This window comes from Streptomyces sp. NPDC007095 (assembly GCF_040634475.1).
Classification (GTDB): domain Bacteria; phylum Actinomycetota; class Actinomycetes; order Streptomycetales; family Streptomycetaceae; genus Streptomyces.
This window is the reverse complement of record NZ_JBEYFS010000087.1, coordinates 26,020-43,813: the sequence shown is the minus strand read 5'-3', so window position 1 is coordinate 43,813 and position 17,794 is coordinate 26,020. Positions and strand designations below refer to the sequence as shown.

Annotated in this window: 15 protein-coding genes; 14 read left to right on the top strand and 1 reads right to left on the bottom strand. The window is 70.5% G+C overall.

Annotated elements, in window-relative coordinates; genetic code table 11:
- Window positions 1-72: 72 nt before the first annotated feature.
- Complete coding sequence (bldD, locus tag ABZ656_RS27675; RefSeq protein WP_067366005.1) at window positions 73-573, bottom strand: transcriptional regulator BldD; 501 nt, start codon at window positions 571-573, stop codon at window positions 73-75.
- 252 nt (window positions 574-825) lie between these two features.
- Here bldD and pyrR point away from each other — a divergent pair, with 252 nt between their 5' ends.
- The 14 genes from pyrR (at window position 826) to ABZ656_RS27605 (ending at window position 17,780) form a co-directional block, all read left to right on the top strand.
- The gene (gene pyrR / locus ABZ656_RS27670) at window positions 826-1,416 is read left to right on the top strand and encodes a bifunctional pyr operon transcriptional regulator/uracil phosphoribosyltransferase PyrR (protein ID WP_099923780.1); all 591 of its coding nucleotides are present in this window, start codon (window positions 826-828) and stop codon (window positions 1,414-1,416) included.
- A gap of 96 nt (window positions 1,417-1,512) precedes the next feature.
- Window positions 1,513-2,490 carry an aspartate carbamoyltransferase catalytic subunit gene (locus ABZ656_RS27665; protein ID WP_101406263.1) on the top strand — a complete coding sequence of 326 codons (978 nt, stop codon included), beginning with the start codon at window positions 1,513-1,515 and terminating at the stop codon, window positions 2,488-2,490.
- A 4-nt stretch (window positions 2,491-2,494) separates the two neighbouring features.
- The gene (locus tag ABZ656_RS27660) at window positions 2,495-3,781 is read left to right on the top strand and encodes a dihydroorotase (RefSeq protein ID WP_360271152.1); all 1,287 of its coding nucleotides are present in this window, start codon (window positions 2,495-2,497) and stop codon (window positions 3,779-3,781) included.
- Window positions 3,778-4,413 (top strand): hypothetical protein, encoded by a 636-nt coding sequence (locus ABZ656_RS27655; RefSeq protein WP_101406265.1) that lies wholly within the window; start codon window positions 3,778-3,780, stop codon window positions 4,411-4,413. The genes ABZ656_RS27660 and ABZ656_RS27655 overlap by 4 nt, the downstream gene beginning before the upstream one ends.
- Window positions 4,410-5,567 carry a glutamine-hydrolyzing carbamoyl-phosphate synthase small subunit gene (carA, locus tag ABZ656_RS27650; RefSeq protein WP_101406266.1) on the top strand — a complete coding sequence of 386 codons (1,158 nt, stop codon included), beginning with the start codon at window positions 4,410-4,412 and terminating at the stop codon, window positions 5,565-5,567. The genes ABZ656_RS27655 and carA overlap by 4 nt, the downstream gene beginning before the upstream one ends.
- Window positions 5,560-8,868: a carbamoyl-phosphate synthase large subunit gene (carB, locus tag ABZ656_RS27645; protein WP_101406267.1), complete on the top strand. Its 3,309-nt coding sequence runs from the start codon at window positions 5,560-5,562 to the stop codon at window positions 8,866-8,868. Before carA ends, carB begins: the two co-directional genes overlap by 8 nt.
- A 95-nt stretch (window positions 8,869-8,963) precedes the next feature.
- The gene (locus ABZ656_RS27640; protein WP_360271150.1) at window positions 8,964-10,070 is read left to right on the top strand and encodes a quinone-dependent dihydroorotate dehydrogenase; all 1,107 of its coding nucleotides are present in this window, start codon (window positions 8,964-8,966) and stop codon (window positions 10,068-10,070) included.
- Complete coding sequence (gene pyrF / locus ABZ656_RS27635) at window positions 10,067-10,909, top strand: orotidine-5'-phosphate decarboxylase (protein ID WP_180362589.1); 843 nt, start codon at window positions 10,067-10,069, stop codon at window positions 10,907-10,909. The genes ABZ656_RS27640 and pyrF overlap by 4 nt, the downstream gene beginning before the upstream one ends.
- A 312-nt stretch (window positions 10,910-11,221) precedes the next feature.
- Entirely contained in the window at window positions 11,222-11,545 is a 324-nt protein-coding gene (locus tag ABZ656_RS27630; protein WP_016638838.1) for an integration host factor, read from the top strand.
- Window positions 11,546-11,582: 37 nt separating this feature from the next.
- On the top strand, window positions 11,583-12,140 hold the full coding sequence (gene gmk, locus ABZ656_RS27625) for a guanylate kinase (protein ID WP_101406269.1): 558 nt from the start codon (window positions 11,583-11,585) through the stop codon (window positions 12,138-12,140).
- A 37-nt stretch (window positions 12,141-12,177) separates the two neighbouring features.
- Window positions 12,178-12,450 carry a DNA-directed RNA polymerase subunit omega gene (gene rpoZ / locus ABZ656_RS27620; RefSeq protein WP_003982715.1) on the top strand — a complete coding sequence of 91 codons (273 nt, stop codon included), beginning with the start codon at window positions 12,178-12,180 and terminating at the stop codon, window positions 12,448-12,450.
- A gap of 91 nt (window positions 12,451-12,541) precedes the next feature.
- Window positions 12,542-13,744 (top strand): bifunctional phosphopantothenoylcysteine decarboxylase/phosphopantothenate--cysteine ligase CoaBC, encoded by a 1,203-nt coding sequence (gene coaBC, locus ABZ656_RS27615; protein WP_101406270.1) that lies wholly within the window; start codon window positions 12,542-12,544, stop codon window positions 13,742-13,744.
- Window positions 13,745-13,984: 240 nt separating this feature from the next.
- Window positions 13,985-15,193 carry a methionine adenosyltransferase gene (gene metK / locus ABZ656_RS27610; protein ID WP_054233985.1) on the top strand — a complete coding sequence of 403 codons (1,209 nt, stop codon included), beginning with the start codon at window positions 13,985-13,987 and terminating at the stop codon, window positions 15,191-15,193.
- 439 nt (window positions 15,194-15,632) lie between these two features.
- On the top strand, window positions 15,633-17,780 hold the full coding sequence (locus ABZ656_RS27605; RefSeq protein ID WP_360271148.1) for a primosomal protein N': 2,148 nt from the start codon (window positions 15,633-15,635) through the stop codon (window positions 17,778-17,780).
- Window positions 17,781-17,794: the final 14 nt, after the last annotated feature.

Sequence of the window (17,794 nt, the reverse complement as noted above, 5' to 3'; positions counted from 1 at the left end):
GGGGGGGGGCCCCACCAACCGCCCCCCCCCCCCCCCCCCGGCGGCACGTTTCTGCTGAACTCCCCGAAGGGGTCAGCCCTCGTCGTGGGAGACCGCGCGGCGCGCGTCCGCGTCCAGCACGCCCCAGCTGATCAGCTGCTCGGTGAGGACCGAGGGCGACTGGTCGTAGATGACGGCGAGGGTGCGCAGGTCGTCCTGGCGGATCGACAGCACCTTGCCGTTGTAGTCACCGCGCTGGGACTGGATCGTCGCGGCGTAGCGCTGCAGAGGACCCGCCTTTTCGGCCGGCACGTGGGCCAGCCGCTCCAGGTCGAGGACGAGCTTCGGCGGCGGCTCGGCGGCCCCGCCAGGAGTGGTGCCGGGCAGCAGCTCCTGTACCGGAACCCCATAGAAATCCGCCAGTTCGGCGAGGCGCTGCACGGTGACGGCGCGGTCGCCGCGCTCGTACGACCCGACCACGACCGCCTTCCAGCGTCCCTGTGACTTCTCCTCGACTCCGTGGAGGGAAAGGCCCTGCTGGGTGCGGATGGCCCGGAGCTTGGCCCCGAGCTGTTTGGCGTATTCGCTGGACATATAGCTCCCCGGACGCTGTATCAACGTGCGGCTCCGCCGCGCGGCTGGTGACTCTGGTGACTCACTGTGAGGTTACGCAGCGTTACTCTTCCCCGTCAAGCCGAATGGTCCGGACCGACCTTCGCGCGGGGTCACCGGCGGTGGCCCGCAGGGTGGTGATCAGGCGCGTTGCCGGGCTGGTACCGTGGATGGCGCAAATCCGACGTCCTTTAATGATCCGTCCCGTGAGGCGGAGAAGGAGGTCCGTTTCGTATGGACACCGAGCAGGACAAACAGCAGTACGAAGCCGATGCACGGCCCGTTCTGGAAGCCCCCGACATCGCGCGGGTGCTGACCCGCATCGCCCACGAGATCGTCGAACGCGCCAAGGGCGCCGACGACGTGGTGCTCCTCGGCATTCCGACCCGGGGCGTCTTCCTGGCCCGCAGACTGGCCGACAAGCTCGAAGAGATCACCGATCGCAAGATCCCGGTGGGCTCGCTCGACATCACCATGTACCGCGACGACCTGCGTATGCACCCGCCGCGTGCGCTGGCCCGCACCGAGATCCCCGGTGACGGCATCGACGGCCGCCTCGTCGTCCTCGTCGACGACGTGCTCTTCTCCGGCCGCACCATCCGCGCCGCGCTCGACGCGCTGAACGACATCGGCCGCCCGCGCGCCGTGCAGCTCGCGGTCCTCGTCGACCGCGGCCACCGCGAACTGCCCATCCGCGCCGACTACGTCGGCAAGAACCTCCCCACGTCGTTGCGGGAGACGGTCAAGGTCCAGCTCGCCGAGGAGGACGGTCGCGACACCGTGCTGCTCGGTGCGAAGCGGACCTCCTCGGACGCACAGCACTAGCACTCCGGAGTACGCCAGTGCCGTACGCCCCCGAGTGCGCCCCCATGCGCGCCCGCCTGCCCGAATTCTCCTGAACTGCCTTACGGAGCCTGACAGATGCAGCGTCATCTCATCTCGGCCGCCGACCTCACCCGCGACGACGCCGTCCTGATCCTCGACACCGCCGAGGAGATGGCCCGGGTCGCCGACCGGCCGATCAAGAAGCTGCCGACCCTGCGCGGCCGCACCGTCGTCAATCTCTTCTTCGAGGACTCGACCCGTACCCGGATCTCCTTCGAGGCCGCCGAGAAGCGCCTCTCCGCGGACGTCATCAACTTCACCGCCAAGGGTTCCTCGGTGTCCAAGGGGGAGTCCCTGAAGGACACCGCCCAGACCCTCGAAGCCATGGGCGTCGACGCCGTCGTCATCCGGCACGGCGCCTCCGGAGCCCCGTACCGGCTCGCCACCTCCGGCTGGATCGACGCCGTCGTCATCAACGCGGGTGACGGCACCCACCAGCACCCCACGCAGGCCCTGCTCGACGCCTTCACCATGCGCCGTCGCCTGGTCGGCCGTGACGCCGGCATCGGCCAGGACCTGGCCGGCAAGCGCATCACGATCGTCGGCGACGTCCTGCACAGCCGGGTCGCCCGCTCCAACGTCGACCTGCTGCACACCCTCGGGGCCGAGGTCACTCTCGTCGCCCCGCCCACCCTGGTGCCCGTCGGCGTGGAGTCCTGGCCCTGCGAGATCTCCTACGACCTCGACAGCACCCTCTCCAAGTCCGACGCGGTGATGATGCTGCGCGTCCAGCGCGAGCGGATGAACGCGGCCTTCTTCCCGACCGAGCGCGAGTACTCGCGGCGCTACGGCCTCGACGGCGACCGCATGGCGAAGATGCCCGAGCACGCCATCGTGATGCACCCCGGCCCGATGGTCCGCGGCATGGAGATCACCGCCGAGGTCGCCGACTCCGACCGCTGCACCGTCGTCGAACAGGTCGCGAACGGCGTCTCGATCCGCATGGCCGTGCTCTACCTGCTCCTGGGCGGCAACGAGCCCGCCGTCACCCACACCCGTACCGAGGAGAAGTAAGAACATGAGCAAGATCCTGATCCGTGGTGCGAAGGTGCTCGGGGGCGAGCCGCAGGACGTGCTGATCGACGGCGCCGTCATCGAGGCGGTCGGTACCGGCCTCTCGGACGCAGGCGCCGAGGTCGTCGAGGCCGACGGCAAGGTCCTCCTGCCGGGCCTCGTCGACCTTCACACCCACCTGCGGGAGCCGGGCCGCGAGGATTCCGAGACCGTCCTGACCGGTACACGCGCGGCGGCGAGCGGCGGCTACACCGCCGTGTTCGCCATGGCCAACACCTTCCCGGTCGCCGACACCGCCGGCGTGGTCGAGCAGGTCTACCGGCTCGGCCAGGAGCACGGCTACTGCGACGTGCAGCCCATCGGCGCCGTCACGGTCGGCCTGGAGGGCAAGAAGCTCGCCGAGCTGGGCGCGATGCACGAGTCCGCGGCCGGCGTCACCGTCTTCTCGGACGACGGCAAGTGCGTGGACGACGCGGTGATCATGCGCCGGGCCCTGGAGTACGTGAAGGCCTTCGGCGGTGTGGTCGCGCAGCACGCGCAGGAGCCCCGCCTCACCGAGGGCGCCCAGATGAACGAGGGCGTCGTCTCCGCCGAGCTGGGGCTCGGGGGCTGGCCCGCGGTGGCCGAAGAATCGATCATCGCCCGGGATGTCCTGCTCGCCGAGCACGTCGGCTCGCGCGTCCACATCTGCCACCTGTCGACCGCCGGCAGCGTCGAGATCGTGCGCTGGGCCAAGTCCCGCGGCATCGACGTCACCGCCGAGGTCACCCCGCACCACCTCCTCCTCACCGACGAGCTGGTCCGCACCTACAACCCCGTCTACAAGGTCAACCCGCCGCTGCGCACCGAGCGCGACGTGACGGCGCTGCGCGAGGCGCTCGCCGACGGCACGATCGACATCGTCGCCACCGACCACGCGCCGCACCCGCACGAGGACAAGGACTGCGAGTGGGCCGCCGCCGCCATGGGCATGGTGGGGCTCGAGACCGCGCTCTCCGTCGTCCAGCAGACGATGGTGGAGACCGGGCTGCTGGACTGGGCCGGCGTCGCCGACCGCATGTCCTTCAAGCCCGCCCGGATCGGGCAGGCCGCGGGCCACGGCCGTCCCGTCTCGGCAGGTGAGCCCGCCAACCTCACGCTCGTCGACACGGCATACCGTGGAGCCGTGGACCCCGCGGGCTTCGCCTCGCGCAGCCGCAACACCCCCTACGAGGGCCGTGAGCTGCCGGGCCGGGTCACGCACACCTGGCTGCGGGGCAAGGCCACCCTCGTCGACGGGAAGCTCGCGTGACACCTCTCATCCCGATGGCCGCCTCCGTGGCCGCCGAACAGAAGTCGGCCGAAGTGACCGACTGGGCCGCCCGGATCGGCTGGCTCGTCGGCCTCGTCCTGTTCGTCGCCCTCGTCTACTGGCTGATGCGCGAGGGCTGGAAGTGGCGCGGCACCCTTCAGGGTGACCTGCCGGAGCTGCCCGCCCGCCCGTCGCCCGCCACCACCCTCAACGGAGGCGGCAAGCCGCCGCTGCCCGGAATGCCGGAAGACCCCGGCCCGGTGAAACTGAGCATGAGCGGCCGCTACCACGGCTCCACCACCGCCGGGCAGTGGCTGGACCGCATCGTGGCGCACGGCCTGGGCACCCGCAGCCGGGTCGAGCTCACGCTGACGGACGCGGGTCTTGACGTCGTACGCCCCGGGGCCACCGACTTCTTCATCCCGGCCGAGGCACTGCGCGAGGCCCTGCTCGGCAAGGGCATCGCCGGGAAGGTCCTCAGCGAGGGCGGTCTGCTCGTGGTCACCTGGGCGCACGGCGACAAGCTGATCGACTCCGGGTTCCGCTCGGACCGCGCGGCCGAGCACACCGAGTGGGTCGACACCCTGAACGACATGATCAACAAGAGCACCAAGACGGAAGGCGCACGATGACGACCTCCAACCAGGGAGCCGCCTCGCAGAGGCACAAGGCAGCTCCCGCCGTACTCGTCCTGGAGGACGGCCGGACCTTCCGCGGCCGCGCCTACGGGGCCGTGGGGGTGACCTTCGGCGAGGCCGTGTTCTCCACCGGGATGACCGGCTACCAGGAGACCCTCACCGACCCGTCGTACCACCGCCAGGTCGTCGTCATGACCGCCCCGCACGTCGGCAACACCGGCGTCAACGACGAGGACCCCGAGTCGAACCGGATCTGGGTCTCCGGATACGTCGTACGCGACCCCGCGCGCGTGCCCTCCAACTGGCGCGCCCGGCGCTCGCTGGACGAGGAACTGCGCAGCCAGGGCGTCGTCGGCATCAGCGGTGTCGACACCCGCGCCCTCACCCGTCACCTGCGTGAGCGCGGCGCCATGCGCGTCGGCATCTTCTCCGGCAACGCGCTGCCCGACGAGGGCACCATGCTCGCCGAGGTGCGCCAGGCGCCCGAGATGAAGGGCGCGAACCTCGCCGCCGAGGTCGCCACCAAGGAGACGTACGTCGTCCCCGCCATCGGCGAGAAGAAGTTCACCGTCGCCGCCGTCGACCTGGGCATCAAGGGCATGACCCCGCACCGCATGGCCGAGCGCGGCATCGAGGTGCACGTGCTGCCCGCCACGGCCACGGCCGAGGACGTGTACGCCGTGAACCCCGACGGGGTCTTCTTCTCCAACGGCCCCGGTGACCCAGCCACCGCGGACGGCCCCGTCGCCGTCATGCAGGAGGTCCTCGCCCGTAAGACCCCGCTCTTCGGCATCTGCTTCGGCAACCAGATCCTCGGCCGCGCCCTCGGCTTCGGCACCTACAAGCTGAAGTACGGCCACCGCGGCATCAACCAGCCGGTGCAGGACCGTACGACCGGCAAGGTCGAGGTCACCGCGCACAACCACGGCTTCGCCGTCGACGCGCCGCTCGACAAGGTCTCCGAGACCCCCTACGGCCGCGCCGAGGTCTCCCACGTCTGCCTGAACGACCAGGTCGTCGAGGGGCTCCACCTCCTCGACCAGCCGGCCTTCAGCGTCCAGTACCACCCCGAAGCGGCAGCCGGCCCGCACGACGCCGCCTACCTGTTCGACCGCTTCGTATCCCTGATGGAGGGCCAGCGTGCCTAAGCGCACCGATATCCAGTCCGTCCTGGTCATCGGCTCCGGCCCGATCGTCATCGGCCAGGCCGCCGAGTTCGACTACTCCGGCACCCAGGCGTGCCGCATCCTGCGCGCCGAGGGCCTGAGGGTCATCCTCGTCAACTCCAACCCGGCGACGATCATGACGGACCCGGAGATCGCCGACGCCACCTACGTCGAGCCGATCACCCCCGAGTTCGTCGAGAAGATCATCGCCAAGGAGCGCCCGGACGTCCTGCTGCCGACGCTCGGCGGCCAGACGGCCCTCAACACCGCGATCTCCATGCACGAGCAGGGTGTCCTGGCGAAGTACGGCGTCGAGCTCATCGGCGCCAACGTCGAGGCGATCAACAAGGGCGAGGACCGCGACCTCTTCAAGGGCGTCGTCGAGGCCGTCCGCGCGAAGATCGGCCACGGCGAGTCCGCCCGCTCCGTCATCTGCCACTCCATGGACGACGTCCTCAAGGGCGTCGACACCCTCGGCGGCTACCCCGTCGTCGTCCGCCCCTCCTTCACCATGGGCGGCGCCGGCTCCGGCTTCGCGCACGACGAGGAGGAGCTGCGCCGCATCGCCGGCCAGGGCCTGACGCTCTCCCCGACCACCGAGGTGCTCCTGGAGGAGTCCATCCTCGGCTGGAAGGAGTACGAGCTGGAGCTGATGCGCGACAAGAACGACAACGTCGTGGTCGTCTGCTCCATCGAGAACTTCGACCCGATGGGCGTCCACACCGGCGACTCCATCACCGTCGCCCCGGCGATGACGCTGACCGACCGGGAGTACCAGCGGCTGCGCGACATCGGCATCGCGATCATCCGCGAGGTCGGCGTCGACACCGGCGGCTGCAACATCCAGTTCGCGGTGAACCCCGACGACGGCCGCATCATCGTCATCGAGATGAACCCGCGCGTGTCGCGCTCCTCGGCGCTCGCCTCCAAGGCGACCGGCTTCCCGATCGCCAAGATCGCCGCGAAGCTCGCCGTCGGCTACACGCTCGACGAGATCCCGAACGACATCACGGAGAAGACCCCGGCGTCCTTCGAGCCGACGCTCGACTACGTGGTCGTGAAGGCCCCGCGTTTCGCCTTCGAGAAGTTCCCGTCCGCCGACTCCACCCTGACGACCACCATGAAGTCGGTCGGCGAGGCCATGGCGATCGGCCGCAACTTCACCGAGGCGCTGCAGAAGGCGCTGCGGTCGCTGGAGAAGAAGGGCAGCCAGTTCACGTTCGTCGGCGAGCCCGGTGACAAGGCCCTTCTCCTGGAAGAGGCCGTGCGGCCCACCGACGGCCGGATCAACTCCGTCATGCAGGCCATCCGCGCGGGCGCCACGCCCGAGGAGGTCTTCGAGGCGACGAAGATCGACCCGTGGTTCGTCGACCAGCTCTTCCTGATCAAGGAGATCGCGGACGAGCTGGCCGCCGCCGACAAGCTCGACCCCGAGCTGCTCGCCGAGGCCAAGCGGCACGGCTTCTCCGACGCCCAGGTCGCCGAGATCCGCGGGCTGCGCGAGGACGTGGTGCGCGAGGTGCGGCACGCGCTGGGTGTGCGCCCGGTGTACAAGACGGTCGACACCTGCGCCGCCGAGTTCGCGGCGAAGACCCCGTACTTCTACTCCTCCTACGACGAGGAGACGGAGGTCGCGCCGCGCGAGAAGCCCGCGGTGATCATCCTGGGCTCCGGCCCGAACCGCATCGGCCAGGGCATCGAGTTCGACTACTCCTGCGTCCACGCCTCCTTCGCGCTCAGCGAGGCGGGCTACGAGACCGTGATGGTCAACTGCAACCCCGAGACCGTCTCCACGGACTACGACACCTCCGACCGCCTGTACTTCGAGCCGCTGACGCTCGAGGACGTGCTGGAGATCGTCCACGCGGAGTCGCTGGCCGGCCCGATCGCCGGTGTCATCGTCCAGCTCGGCGGCCAGACCCCGCTGGGCCTGGCCCAGGCGCTCAAGGACAACGGAGTGCCGGTCGTCGGTACGCCCCCCGAGGCGATCCACGCCGCCGAGGACCGCGGCGCCTTCGGACGCGTCCTCGCGGAGGCCGGTCTCCCGGCCCCCAAGCACGGCACCGCCACCACCTTCGCCGAGGCCAAGGCCATCGCGGACGAGATCGGCTACCCCGTCCTCGTACGGCCGTCGTACGTCCTCGGCGGGCGCGGCATGGAGATCGTGTACGACGAGACCCGGCTGTCGTCCTACATCGCCGAGTCGACCGAGATCAGCCCCTCCCGGCCGGTCCTCGTCGACCGCTTCCTCGACGACGCGATCGAGATCGACGTGGACGCGCTGTACGACGGCGAGGAGCTGTACCTCGGCGGCGTCATGGAGCACATCGAGGAGGCCGGCATCCACTCCGGCGACTCGGCGTGCGCGCTGCCGCCGATCACGCTGGGCGGCTTCGACATCAAGCGTCTGCGGGCCTCCACCGAGGCCATCGCGAAGGGTGTCGGGGTCCGTGGCCTGATCAACATCCAGTTCGCGATGGCGGGCGACATCCTGTACGTCCTCGAAGCCAACCCGCGCGCCTCGCGCACGGTCCCCTTCACCTCGAAGGCGACCGCGGTGCCGCTGGCGAAGGCCGCGGCCCGGATCTCGCTGGGCGCGACCGTTGCCGAGCTGCGGGCGGAGGGGCTGCTCCCCGCGCACGGTGACGGCGGTGAGCTGCCGCTCGACGCGCCGATCTCCGTCAAGGAGGCCGTCATGCCGTGGTCGCGCTTCCGCGACATCCACGGGCGCGGCGTCGACACCGTCCTCGGCCCGGAGATGCGCTCCACCGGTGAGGTCATGGGCATCGACTCCGTCTTCGGCACGGCGTACGCCAAGTCCCAGGCGGGCGCCTACGGTCCGCTGCCGACCAAGGGCCGCGCCTTCATCTCGGTCGCCAACCGCGACAAGCGCTCGATGATCTTCCCGGCGCGCGAGCTGGTCGCGCACGGCTTCGAGCTGCTGGCCACCTCCGGTACGGCCGAGGTGCTCAAGCGCAACGGCATCAACGCGACGGTCGTGCGCAAGCAGTCCGAGGGCACCGGCCCGAACGGCGAGCGGACCATCGTCCAGCTGATCCACGACGGCGAGGTCGACCTCATCGTCAACACGCCGTACGGCACCGGTGGCCGCCTCGACGGCTATGAGATCCGTACGGCCGCGGTGGCACGCTCCGTGCCGTGCCTGACGACCGTCCAGGCGCTCGCCGCCGCCGTCCAGGGCATCGACGCGCTCAACCACGGCGACGTGGGCGTCCGCTCACTCCAGGAACACGCCGAACATCTGACAGCGGCCCGCGACTAGCAGCCCTGAGGGGGACACCGGAAACGGTGTCCCCCTCTTCATGAGGCTCATGAGGCTTCACGAGGACACCGAGAGCTTCAAGAGGACACTGAGACATGTACAAGCTTTTCTTCCGGCTGGTCTTCAAGCGGATGGACCCCGAGCAGGCCCACCACCTCGCCTTCCGCTGGATCCGGCTCGCCGCCCGTATCCCCGTGCTGCGTACGTTCATCGCCGCGGCGCTCGCGCCCCGCCACAAGGAGCTGCGGACCGAGGCGTTCGGTCTGCGGATGCACGGTCCCTTCGGGCTCGCGGCGGGCTTCGACAAGAACGCCGTCGCGATCGACGGGATGTCGATGCTCGGCTTCGACCACATCGAGATCGGCACGGTCACGGGGGAGCCGCAGCCGGGCAACCCCAAGAAGCGGCTGTTCCGCCTTGTGCCGGACCGGGCGCTCATCAACCGCATGGGGTTCAACAACGAGGGCTCCGCGGCCGTCAGCGAGCGCCTGAGGGCCCGTACGCCCGTCTTCAGGACCGTCGTGGGCGTCAACATCGGCAAGACCAAGGTCGTCCCCGAGGAGGAGGCCGTCGGCGACTACGTGAAGTCGACCGAGCGGCTCGCCCGGCACGCGGACTACCTCGTGGTGAACGTGAGCTCGCCGAACACGCCCGGCCTGCGCAACCTGCAGGCCACCGAGGCACTGCGGCCGCTGCTGAGCGCCGTCCGCGAGGCCGCCGACCGCGCGGTCACCGACCGGCGTGTGCCGCTGCTCGTCAAGATCGCGCCCGACCTCGCCGACGAGGACGTGGACGCGGTCGCCGACCTCGCCGTCGAGCTCGGCCTGGACGGCATCATCGCCACGAACACCACCATCGCGCGCGACGGACTCGGTTTGAAGTCCGAACCCTCGCTCGTCGAGGAGACCGGCGGACTCTCGGGCGCGCCGCTGAAGGCACGCTCCCTGGAGGTGCTGCGCCGTCTCTACACGCGCGTGGGCGACCGGATCACCCTGGTGGGCGTCGGTGGCATCGAGAACGCCGAGGACGCCTGGCAGCGCATCCTGGCCGGCGCCACGCTGATCCAGGGGTACAGCGCGTTCATCTACGAGGGCCCCTTCTGGGGCCGGGCGATCCACAAGGGGCTCGCCGCCCGCCTCCGTACCAGCCCGTACGCCACCCTCGCCGACGCGGTCGGCGCCGACGTGAGGAAGTCCGCATGAGCCTGGAACCCTTTGGCGCACGTCTTCGCCGTGCCATGGACGAGCGCGGCCCGCTGTGCGTCGGCATCGACCCGCACGCCTCCCTGCTCACCGACTGGGGCCTGAACGACGACATCGCGGGCCTGGAGCGGTTCAGCCGCACCGTCGTCGAGGCGCTGGCCGAGCGGGTCGCGGTCCTCAAGCCGCAGAGCGCGTTCTTCGAGCGGTTCGGGTCGCGCGGCATCGCCGTCCTGGAGAAGTCGGTCGAGGAGGCGCGGGCGGCCGGGGCACTGGTCGTGATGGACGCCAAGCGCGGCGACATCGGCTCGACCATGGCCGCGTACGCGGAGGCCTTCCTGCGCAAGGACGCGCCGCTCTTCTCGGACGCGCTGACCGTGTCGCCGTACCTGGGCTACGGCTCGCTGAAGCCCGCGGTGGAGCTGGCGCGCGAGAGCGGCGCCGGGCTCTTCGTCCTCGCGCTCACCTCCAACCCGGAGGGCGGCGAGGTGCAGCACGCGGTCCGCGGGGACGGTCGCAACGTCGGAGCGACCATGCTGGCCCACCTCGCCGCCGAGAACGCGGGAGAGAACCCCCTGGGGTCCTTCGGCGCGGTCGTCGGCGCCACGCTGGGCGATCTCTCCTCCTACGACCTGGACATCAACGGACCGCTCCTGGCGCCCGGCATCGGCGCCCAGGGAGCCACGGCTGCCGATCTGGCAGGCGTTTTCGGGGCGGCGGTGCGCAATGTCGTGCCGAACGTGAGCCGGGGTGTTCTTCGTCACGGTCCCGACGTGATCGCGCTGCGTGCGTCCGCGGAGCGCTTCGCGGAGGAGATCAGGGCCGCCGTGGCGGCCGCCTGAGTCCTCCGACAGCCGTTCGGGAGTCCTCCGATGAGTGCCTCCGGAGCGCCGCGAGTCTGAATACATCCTCAAATCCAGGGCAGTATGTCTTAAATGTCCGGCTCCAGGGAGGCTGACCAGGACTTTTCCGCTGTTCTCGCTGACTCTGGCGCACTTGCCCGCTAGTCTCCGTCGAGTGGGGGCACCCCTCACGCTCTTCAAGGCAGTGGGGGGAGAACGGGCAAGCGTGTTGCTCGTAGCTCCCCAGGTGTGGGGCGACTAGGTTCCTCACCGGTCCGTATCCGACAGTTCGACATCCGAGGTGACGTAGGCGTGGCTCTTCCGCCCCTTACCCCTGAACAGCGCGCAGCCGCGCTCGAAAAGGCCGCCGCGGCTCGCCGGGAGCGGGCCGAGGTCAAGAATCGACTCAAGCACTCCGGCGCCTCGCTTCACGAGGTCATCAAGCAGGGTCAGGAGAACGACGTCATCGGCAAGATGAAGGTCTCCGCTCTCCTGGAGTCCCTGCCGGGCGTGGGCAAGGTCCGCGCCAAGCAGATCATGGAGCGACTCGGTATCTCCGAGAGCCGCCGCGTACGCGGCCTCGGCTCGAACCAGATCGCTTCTCTGGAGCGTGAGTTCGGCGGTTCCGGCGCCTGAGTCCTGGGCACACCGGGATTGCTGGAATAATCGCTGCATGAGTGAACGTCCGCGGCTGACCGTGCTCTCCGGCCCCTCTGGGGTCGGCAAGAGCACGGTCGTCGCCCATATGCGCAAGGAACACCCCGAGGTCTGGCTCTCGGTGTCGGCGACGACCCGCAAGCCGCGCCCCGGTGAGAAGCACGGAGTCCACTACTTCTTCGTCTCCGACGACGAGATGGACAAGCTGATCGCCAACGGCGAGCTGCTGGAGTGGGCCGAATTCGCCGGCAACCGCTACGGGACGCCGCGTGCCGCCGTCCTGGAGCACCTGGAATCGGGTGTGCCCGTTCTCCTGGAGATCGACCTCCAGGGCGCACGGCAGGTCCGCGAGTCCATGCCGGAGGCCCTGCTCGTGTTCCTGGCTCCGCCCTCCTGGGACGAGCTGGTGCGCAGGCTGACCGGACGGGGCACCGAACCGCCCGAGGTGATCGAGCGCCGCCTGGAGGCGGCCAAGATCGAACTGGCGGCCGAGCCGGAGTTCGATGTCACCCTGGTCAACACCTCCGTCGAGGACGTGGCGCGTGAGCTGCTAGCCTTGATGGAAGTTGTTTGATCTTTCAGGTCATTTTCCACCTTTCGGAAGGCAGAGCGTGTCCTCTTCCATCACCGCTCCCGAGGGCATCATCAACCCTCCGATCGACGAGCTCCTCGAGGCCACCGACTCGAAGTACAGCCTCGTGATCTACGCGGCCAAGCGCGCCCGTCAGATCAACGCGTACTACTCGCAGCTCGGCGAGGGCCTCCTCGAGTACGTCGGTCCGCTCGTCGACACCCACGTCCACGAGAAGCCGCTGTCGATCGCCCTGCGCGAGATCAACGCGGGTCTGCTGACGTCCGAGGCCGTAGAGGGCCCCGCGCAGTAGTCGTTCAATCGCTCATCCCAGGCCCGGCGGCGCGACCGCCGGGCCTGTGGTGTGTCATGGAGTCGTACGTTTCCGAGCTCGGGGAGAGACGGTGGACAAGCCCAAGGTCGTGCTGGGGGTCAGCGGTGGCATCGCCGCGTACAAGGCCTGTGAGCTGTTGCGCAGGCTGACGGAGTCGGGCCACGACGTCCATGTCGTCCCCACCGACTCCGCGCTGCACTTCGTCGGCGCCGCCACCTGGTCCGCGCTCTCCGGTCACCCCGTCTCCACCGAGGTCTGGTCGGACGTCCACGAGGTCCCGCACGTCCGCATCGGACAGCACGCGGACCTGGTGGTGGTGGCTCCCGCGACGGCCGACATGCTCGCCAAGGCCGCCCACGGCCTGGCCGACGACCTCCTCACCAACACCCTGCTCACCGCCCGCTGCCCGGTCGTCTTCGCGCCCGCCATGCACACCGAGATGTGGGAGCACCCGGCCACCCAGGAGAACGTGGCGACGCTGCGCCGCCGCGGCGCCGTCGTCATCGAGCCCGCGGTGGGGCGCCTGACCGGTGTCGACACCGGCAAGGGGAGGCTGCCCGACCCCGCGGAGATCTTCGAGGTCTGCCGCCGGGTGCTCGCACGCGGCGTGACCGAGCCCGATCTCGCCGGCCGCCACGTCGTCGTCAGCGCCGGCGGTACCCGAGAGCCCCTCGACCCGGTCCGCTTCCTCGGCAACCGCTCCTCCGGCAAGCAGGGGTACGCCCTGGCGCGCACGGCGGCCGCGCGGGGCGCCCGGGTGACGCTGATCGCCGCGAACACCGGACTGCCGGACCCGGCGGGCGTGGACGTGGTGCAGGTCGGGACGGCCGTGCAGCTGCGCGAGGCGGTCCTCAAGGCGGCCTCGGACGCCGACGCCGTGGTGATGGCGGCGGCGGTGGCGGACTTCCGCCCGGTCTCGTACGCGGCCGGAAAAATCAAGAAGAAGGACGACCAGGAACCGGAGCCGATCGTTCTGGTCCGCAATCCGGACATCCTCGCGGAGATCTCGGCGGACCGTCCCCGCCCCGGCCAGGTGGTCGTCGGTTTCGCCGCCGAGACGGACGACGTCCTCGCCAACGGTCGTACGAAGCTGGCGCGCAAGGGGTGCGATCTTCTCGTCGTGAACGAGGTGGGGGAGCGCAAGACCTTCGGCGCCGAGGAGAACGAGGCCGTGGTGCTGGGGGCCGACGGCAGTGAGACCCCGGTGCCGTACGGACCCAAGGAGGCTCTGGCCGAGATGGTGTGGGACCTGGTGGGACGCCGCCTGGTGTGAATGTCTCATTAACCCCAGCCGCCGCGTCCATCAGCGTGAAATCGCCCGTGGCGACCCTGGTGGAGAGCGATCGTCATGGCGCAGAATGCCCGTGCCGCAGGTCACAGCGCTTCCGAGAAGCGAGACAGGGGGGCCTGTGGGCGAGTGCGACCGATAAACTGTTCTCGGACGACGCCGAGCGCAGCTCTCGTCCCGTCCACCAATGATCAGCCAGCAGCCGCTGCAACCACAGGGAGCGTTGTGTCCCGTCGCCTGTTCACCTCGGAGTCCGTGACCGAGGGTCACCCCGACAAGATCGCTGATCAGATCAGCGACACCATTCTCGATGCGCTTCTGCGTGAGGACCCGACGTCCCGGGTCGCCGTGGAGACGCTGATCACGACCGGCCTGGTGCACGTGGCCGGCGAGGTCACGACCAAGGCGTACGCGCCGATCGCCCAGCTGGTCCGCGACAAGATCCTGGAGATCGGTTACGACTCGTCGAAGAAGGGCTTCGACGGAGCTTCCTGTGGTGTCTCGGTGTCGATCGGCTCGCAGTCGCCCGACATCGCGCAGGGTGTCGACACGGCGTACGAGAACCGGGTCGAGGGCGACGAGGACGAGCTCGACAAGCAGGGCGCGGGCGACCAGGGCCTGATGTTCGGGTACGCGACGGACGAGACCCCGGAGCTGATGCCGCTCCCGATCCACCTCGCGCACCGCCTGTCGCGCCGCCTCTCCGAGGTCCGCAAGAACGGGACGATCCCCTACCTCCGTCCCGACGGCAAGACCCAGGTCACCATCGAGTACGACGGCGACAAGGCGGTCCGCCTGGACACGGTCGTCGTCTCCTCGCAGCACGCGTCGGACATCGACCTCGACTCCCTCCTCGCCCCCGACATCCGCGAGTTCGTGGTCGAGCCGGAGCTCAAGGCCCTCCTCGACGACGGCATCAAACTGGAGACCGAGGGCTACCGCCTCCTGGTGAACCCGACCGGCCGCTTCGAGATCGGCGGCCCGATGGGCGACGCCGGCCTCACCGGCCGCAAGATCATCATCGACACCTACGGCGGCATGGCCCGCCACGGCGGCGGCGCCTTCTCCGGCAAGGACCCGTCCAAGGTCGACCGCTCCGCCGCCTACGCCATGCGCTGGGTCGCCAAGAACGTCGTCGCCGCGGGCCTCGCCTCCCGCTGCGAGGTCCAGGTCGCCTACGCCATCGGCAAGGCCGAGCCCGTCGGCCTCTTCGTCGAGACCTTCGGCACCGCCAAGGTCGACGCCGAGAAGATCGAGACCGCCATCGCCGAGGTCTTCGACCTCCGCCCGGCGGCCATCATCCGCGACCTCGACCTGCTGCGGCCGATCTACTCCCAGACGGCTGCCTACGGCCACTTCGGCCGCGAGCTGCCCGACTTCACGTGGGAGCGAACGGACCGCGTGGAGGCCCTGCGCAAGGCCGTCGGTCTGTAAGAAACGCTTGCACGGTGAGGCCCGGTACCCCTTCGGGGGCACCGGGCCTCACCGCTTCCCCCGCGGACAACCCGGGAGGGGCCGGTGCTGCCGGGTGGGAAAATCGGTGGTGCGGGTGCGGGCGGGGTTCGTAGGGTCGGGTTCTCCCGGTGCGATGGCCGCGGTTACTTCGGTGGAGTGCGCCCAGGGCGCGCGGTGATTCTGGATCATGGTCCGCTGCCGCATGGAACTCGGGAGAACTGACGTCGTGGCGTCCGGTGCGATGGTCACGGGTACTTCCGGGGTGTGATCCCCTCGCAGGTTCGAATCCTGCTGCCGGTCCTTGGACCGGTATGGCCGAGTGGTCCATGGCAGAAGCGCCCTCGGGGCGTTCGCGATCCGTGGCCGGCCTGATCTCGGGCGCGCGGCGGTGTCAGTGGGGTCTGGTAGGAATGGTGCTGTGAGCAGCGCGAACGGGTGGGGTGAGGGTGGCGCGGAGGGTGCGCCGCCCGAGCAGCTTGCGTTGATTCGGGAAGGGGTCCGGCAGGCCAGGGCGCCCAAGGCGAAGCCGCGGACATGGCGGGGGGCGAAGCTCGCCGAGGAGCTGCCTGTCGCACGGGTTCTCGTCGACAAGGGTGTGCTGCACCTTGACCGGTATTTCGACTACGCCGTGCCCGAGGAGCTGGACGCCGAGGCGCAGCCGGGCGTGCGGGTTCGGGTGCGGTTCGGGGCCGGGCGGCATCGTGTGCGGGAGGGCCGTCGTGAGGGCGGGGGGCTGATCGACGGGTTCCTCGTCGAGCGCCTCGCCGAGTCCGACTACTCCGGGCCGCTCGCCGCGCTCGCGCAGGTCGTGTCGCCCGAGCCCGTGCTCGGGCCCGAGCTGCTGGGACTCGCGCGCGCCGTCGCCGACCGGTACGCGGGGAGCCTCGCGGACGTGCTGCAGCTCGCGGTCCCGCCGCGCAACGCGCGGGCCGAGCAGAAGCCCTCGCCCGCGCCGCTTCCTCCGCCCGGCATGCCCGAGACCGGTTCCTGGACGCGGTACGGGCGGGGGGCGGCCTTTCTCGAGTCGCTCGCCGCGGGCGGGGCACCGCGAGCCGTGTGGAACGCGTTGCCGGGGCCGGGCTGGGCCGAGGAGATCGCCAGAGCCGTGGGCGCGACGCTCGCCTCGGGGCGGGGCGCGCTCGTCGTCGTGCCGGACGGCCGGGCTGTCACACGGGTGGATGCCGCGCTGTCCTCCGTGCTGGGGGAGGGGCAGCACGCGGTGCTCACGGCCGAGGCCGGGCCCGAGAAGCGCTACCGGGAGTGGCTGGCCGTGCGGCGTGGGTCCGTACGGGCCGTCGTGGGGACCCGGGCCGCCATGTTCGCGCCCGTAAGGGATCTGGGACTCGTCGTCATCTGGGACGACGGCGACGACAGCCACAGCGAGCAGCACGCGCCGCAGCCGCATGCCCGGGAAGTGCTGCTGCTGCGGGCCGCCCATGACAAGTGCGCTTTCTTGTTGGGGAGTTGGGGCTGCACGGTCGAGGCCGCGCAGCTGGTCGAGAGCGGGTGGGCGCTGCCGCTGGTCGCCGAGCGGGAGCAGGTGCGGGCGAGCGCGCCGCTCGTGCGGACCGTGGGGGACGGGGATCTCGCGCGGGACGAGGCGGCACGGGCCGCCCGGTTGCCGACCCTCGCCTGGCAGGTGGTGAGGGACGGGCTGCGGCACGGGCCCGTACTGGTGCAGGTGCCCCGGCGTGGGTACGTACCGCGGATGGCCTGTGCGCAGTGCCGGGCTCCGGCGCGCTGCCGGCACTGCGCGGGACCGCTGGAGGCGCGGGACGCCGGGGCGCTGCTGTGCACGTGGTGCGGGCGGGACGAGGCGGCCTGGCACTGTCCGGAGTGCGGTGGGTTCCGGCTGCGGGCCCAGGTCGTCGGCGCGCGGCGGACCGCGGAGGAGCTGGGGCGGGCGTTTCCGGCCGTGCCCGTGCGGACGTCGGGGCGCGAGCAGGTGCTCGACACGGTCCCGGGTGCGCCCGCGCTCGTCGTGAGCACGCCGGGGGCCGAGCCCGTCGCCGAGGGCGGGTACGCGGCCGCGTTGCTGCTCGACGGCTGGACGATGCTGTCACGGCCCGATCTGCGGGCCGACGAGGACGCGCTGCGACGGTGGATCGGCGCGGCGGCGCTGGTCCGCGGGCAGGGAGCCGGGGGCACGGTCGTGGTCGTCGCGGAGCCGACCCTTCGGCCCGTGCAGGCGCTCGTACGGTGGGATCCCGTCGGACACGCGGTGCGGGAGCTCGCCGAGCGGGCCGAGCTGGGGTTTCCACCGGTGTCCCGGATGGCGGCCGTGTCCGGTACGGCGGAGGCGCTCGCCGGGTTTCTCGCCGTGGTCGAGCTTCCGGGCGATGCGGAGGTGTTGGGACCGGTGCCGCTGCCCGTCACGCAGGCCGGAGGGCCGCGGCGGGTGGGGGCGCCGCCGCCGGGGGAGCAGTGGGAGCGGGCGCTCGTCCGGGTGCCGCCGGGCAGCGGGGCGGCGCTGGCGGCCGCGCTGAAGGCCGCCCAGGCGGCGCGGATGGCACGGGGCGGGAGTGAGCCCGTACGGATTCGGATCGATCCGCCGGACATCGGGTGACGAGCGTCGGTCCG

Excerpts from the sequence above, each read along its gene's own strand:
- bldD (WP_067366005.1), bottom strand. The coding sequence starts at position 573 with ATGTCCAGCGAATACGCCAAACAGCTCGGGGCCAAGCTCCGGGCCATC.
- pyrR (WP_099923780.1), top strand. The coding sequence starts at position 826 with ATGGACACCGAGCAGGACAAACAGCAGTACGAAGCCGATGCACGGCCC.
- ABZ656_RS27665 (WP_101406263.1), top strand. The coding sequence starts at position 1,513 with ATGCAGCGTCATCTCATCTCGGCCGCCGACCTCACCCGCGACGACGCC.
- ABZ656_RS27660 (WP_360271152.1), top strand. The coding sequence starts at position 2,495 with ATGAGCAAGATCCTGATCCGTGGTGCGAAGGTGCTCGGGGGCGAGCCG.
- carA (WP_101406266.1), top strand. The coding sequence starts at position 4,410 with ATGACGACCTCCAACCAGGGAGCCGCCTCGCAGAGGCACAAGGCAGCT.
- ABZ656_RS27640 (WP_360271150.1), top strand. The coding sequence starts at position 8,964 with ATGTACAAGCTTTTCTTCCGGCTGGTCTTCAAGCGGATGGACCCCGAG.
- pyrF (WP_180362589.1), top strand. The coding sequence starts at position 10,067 with ATGAGCCTGGAACCCTTTGGCGCACGTCTTCGCCGTGCCATGGACGAG.
- gmk (WP_101406269.1), top strand. The coding sequence starts at position 11,583 with ATGAGTGAACGTCCGCGGCTGACCGTGCTCTCCGGCCCCTCTGGGGTC.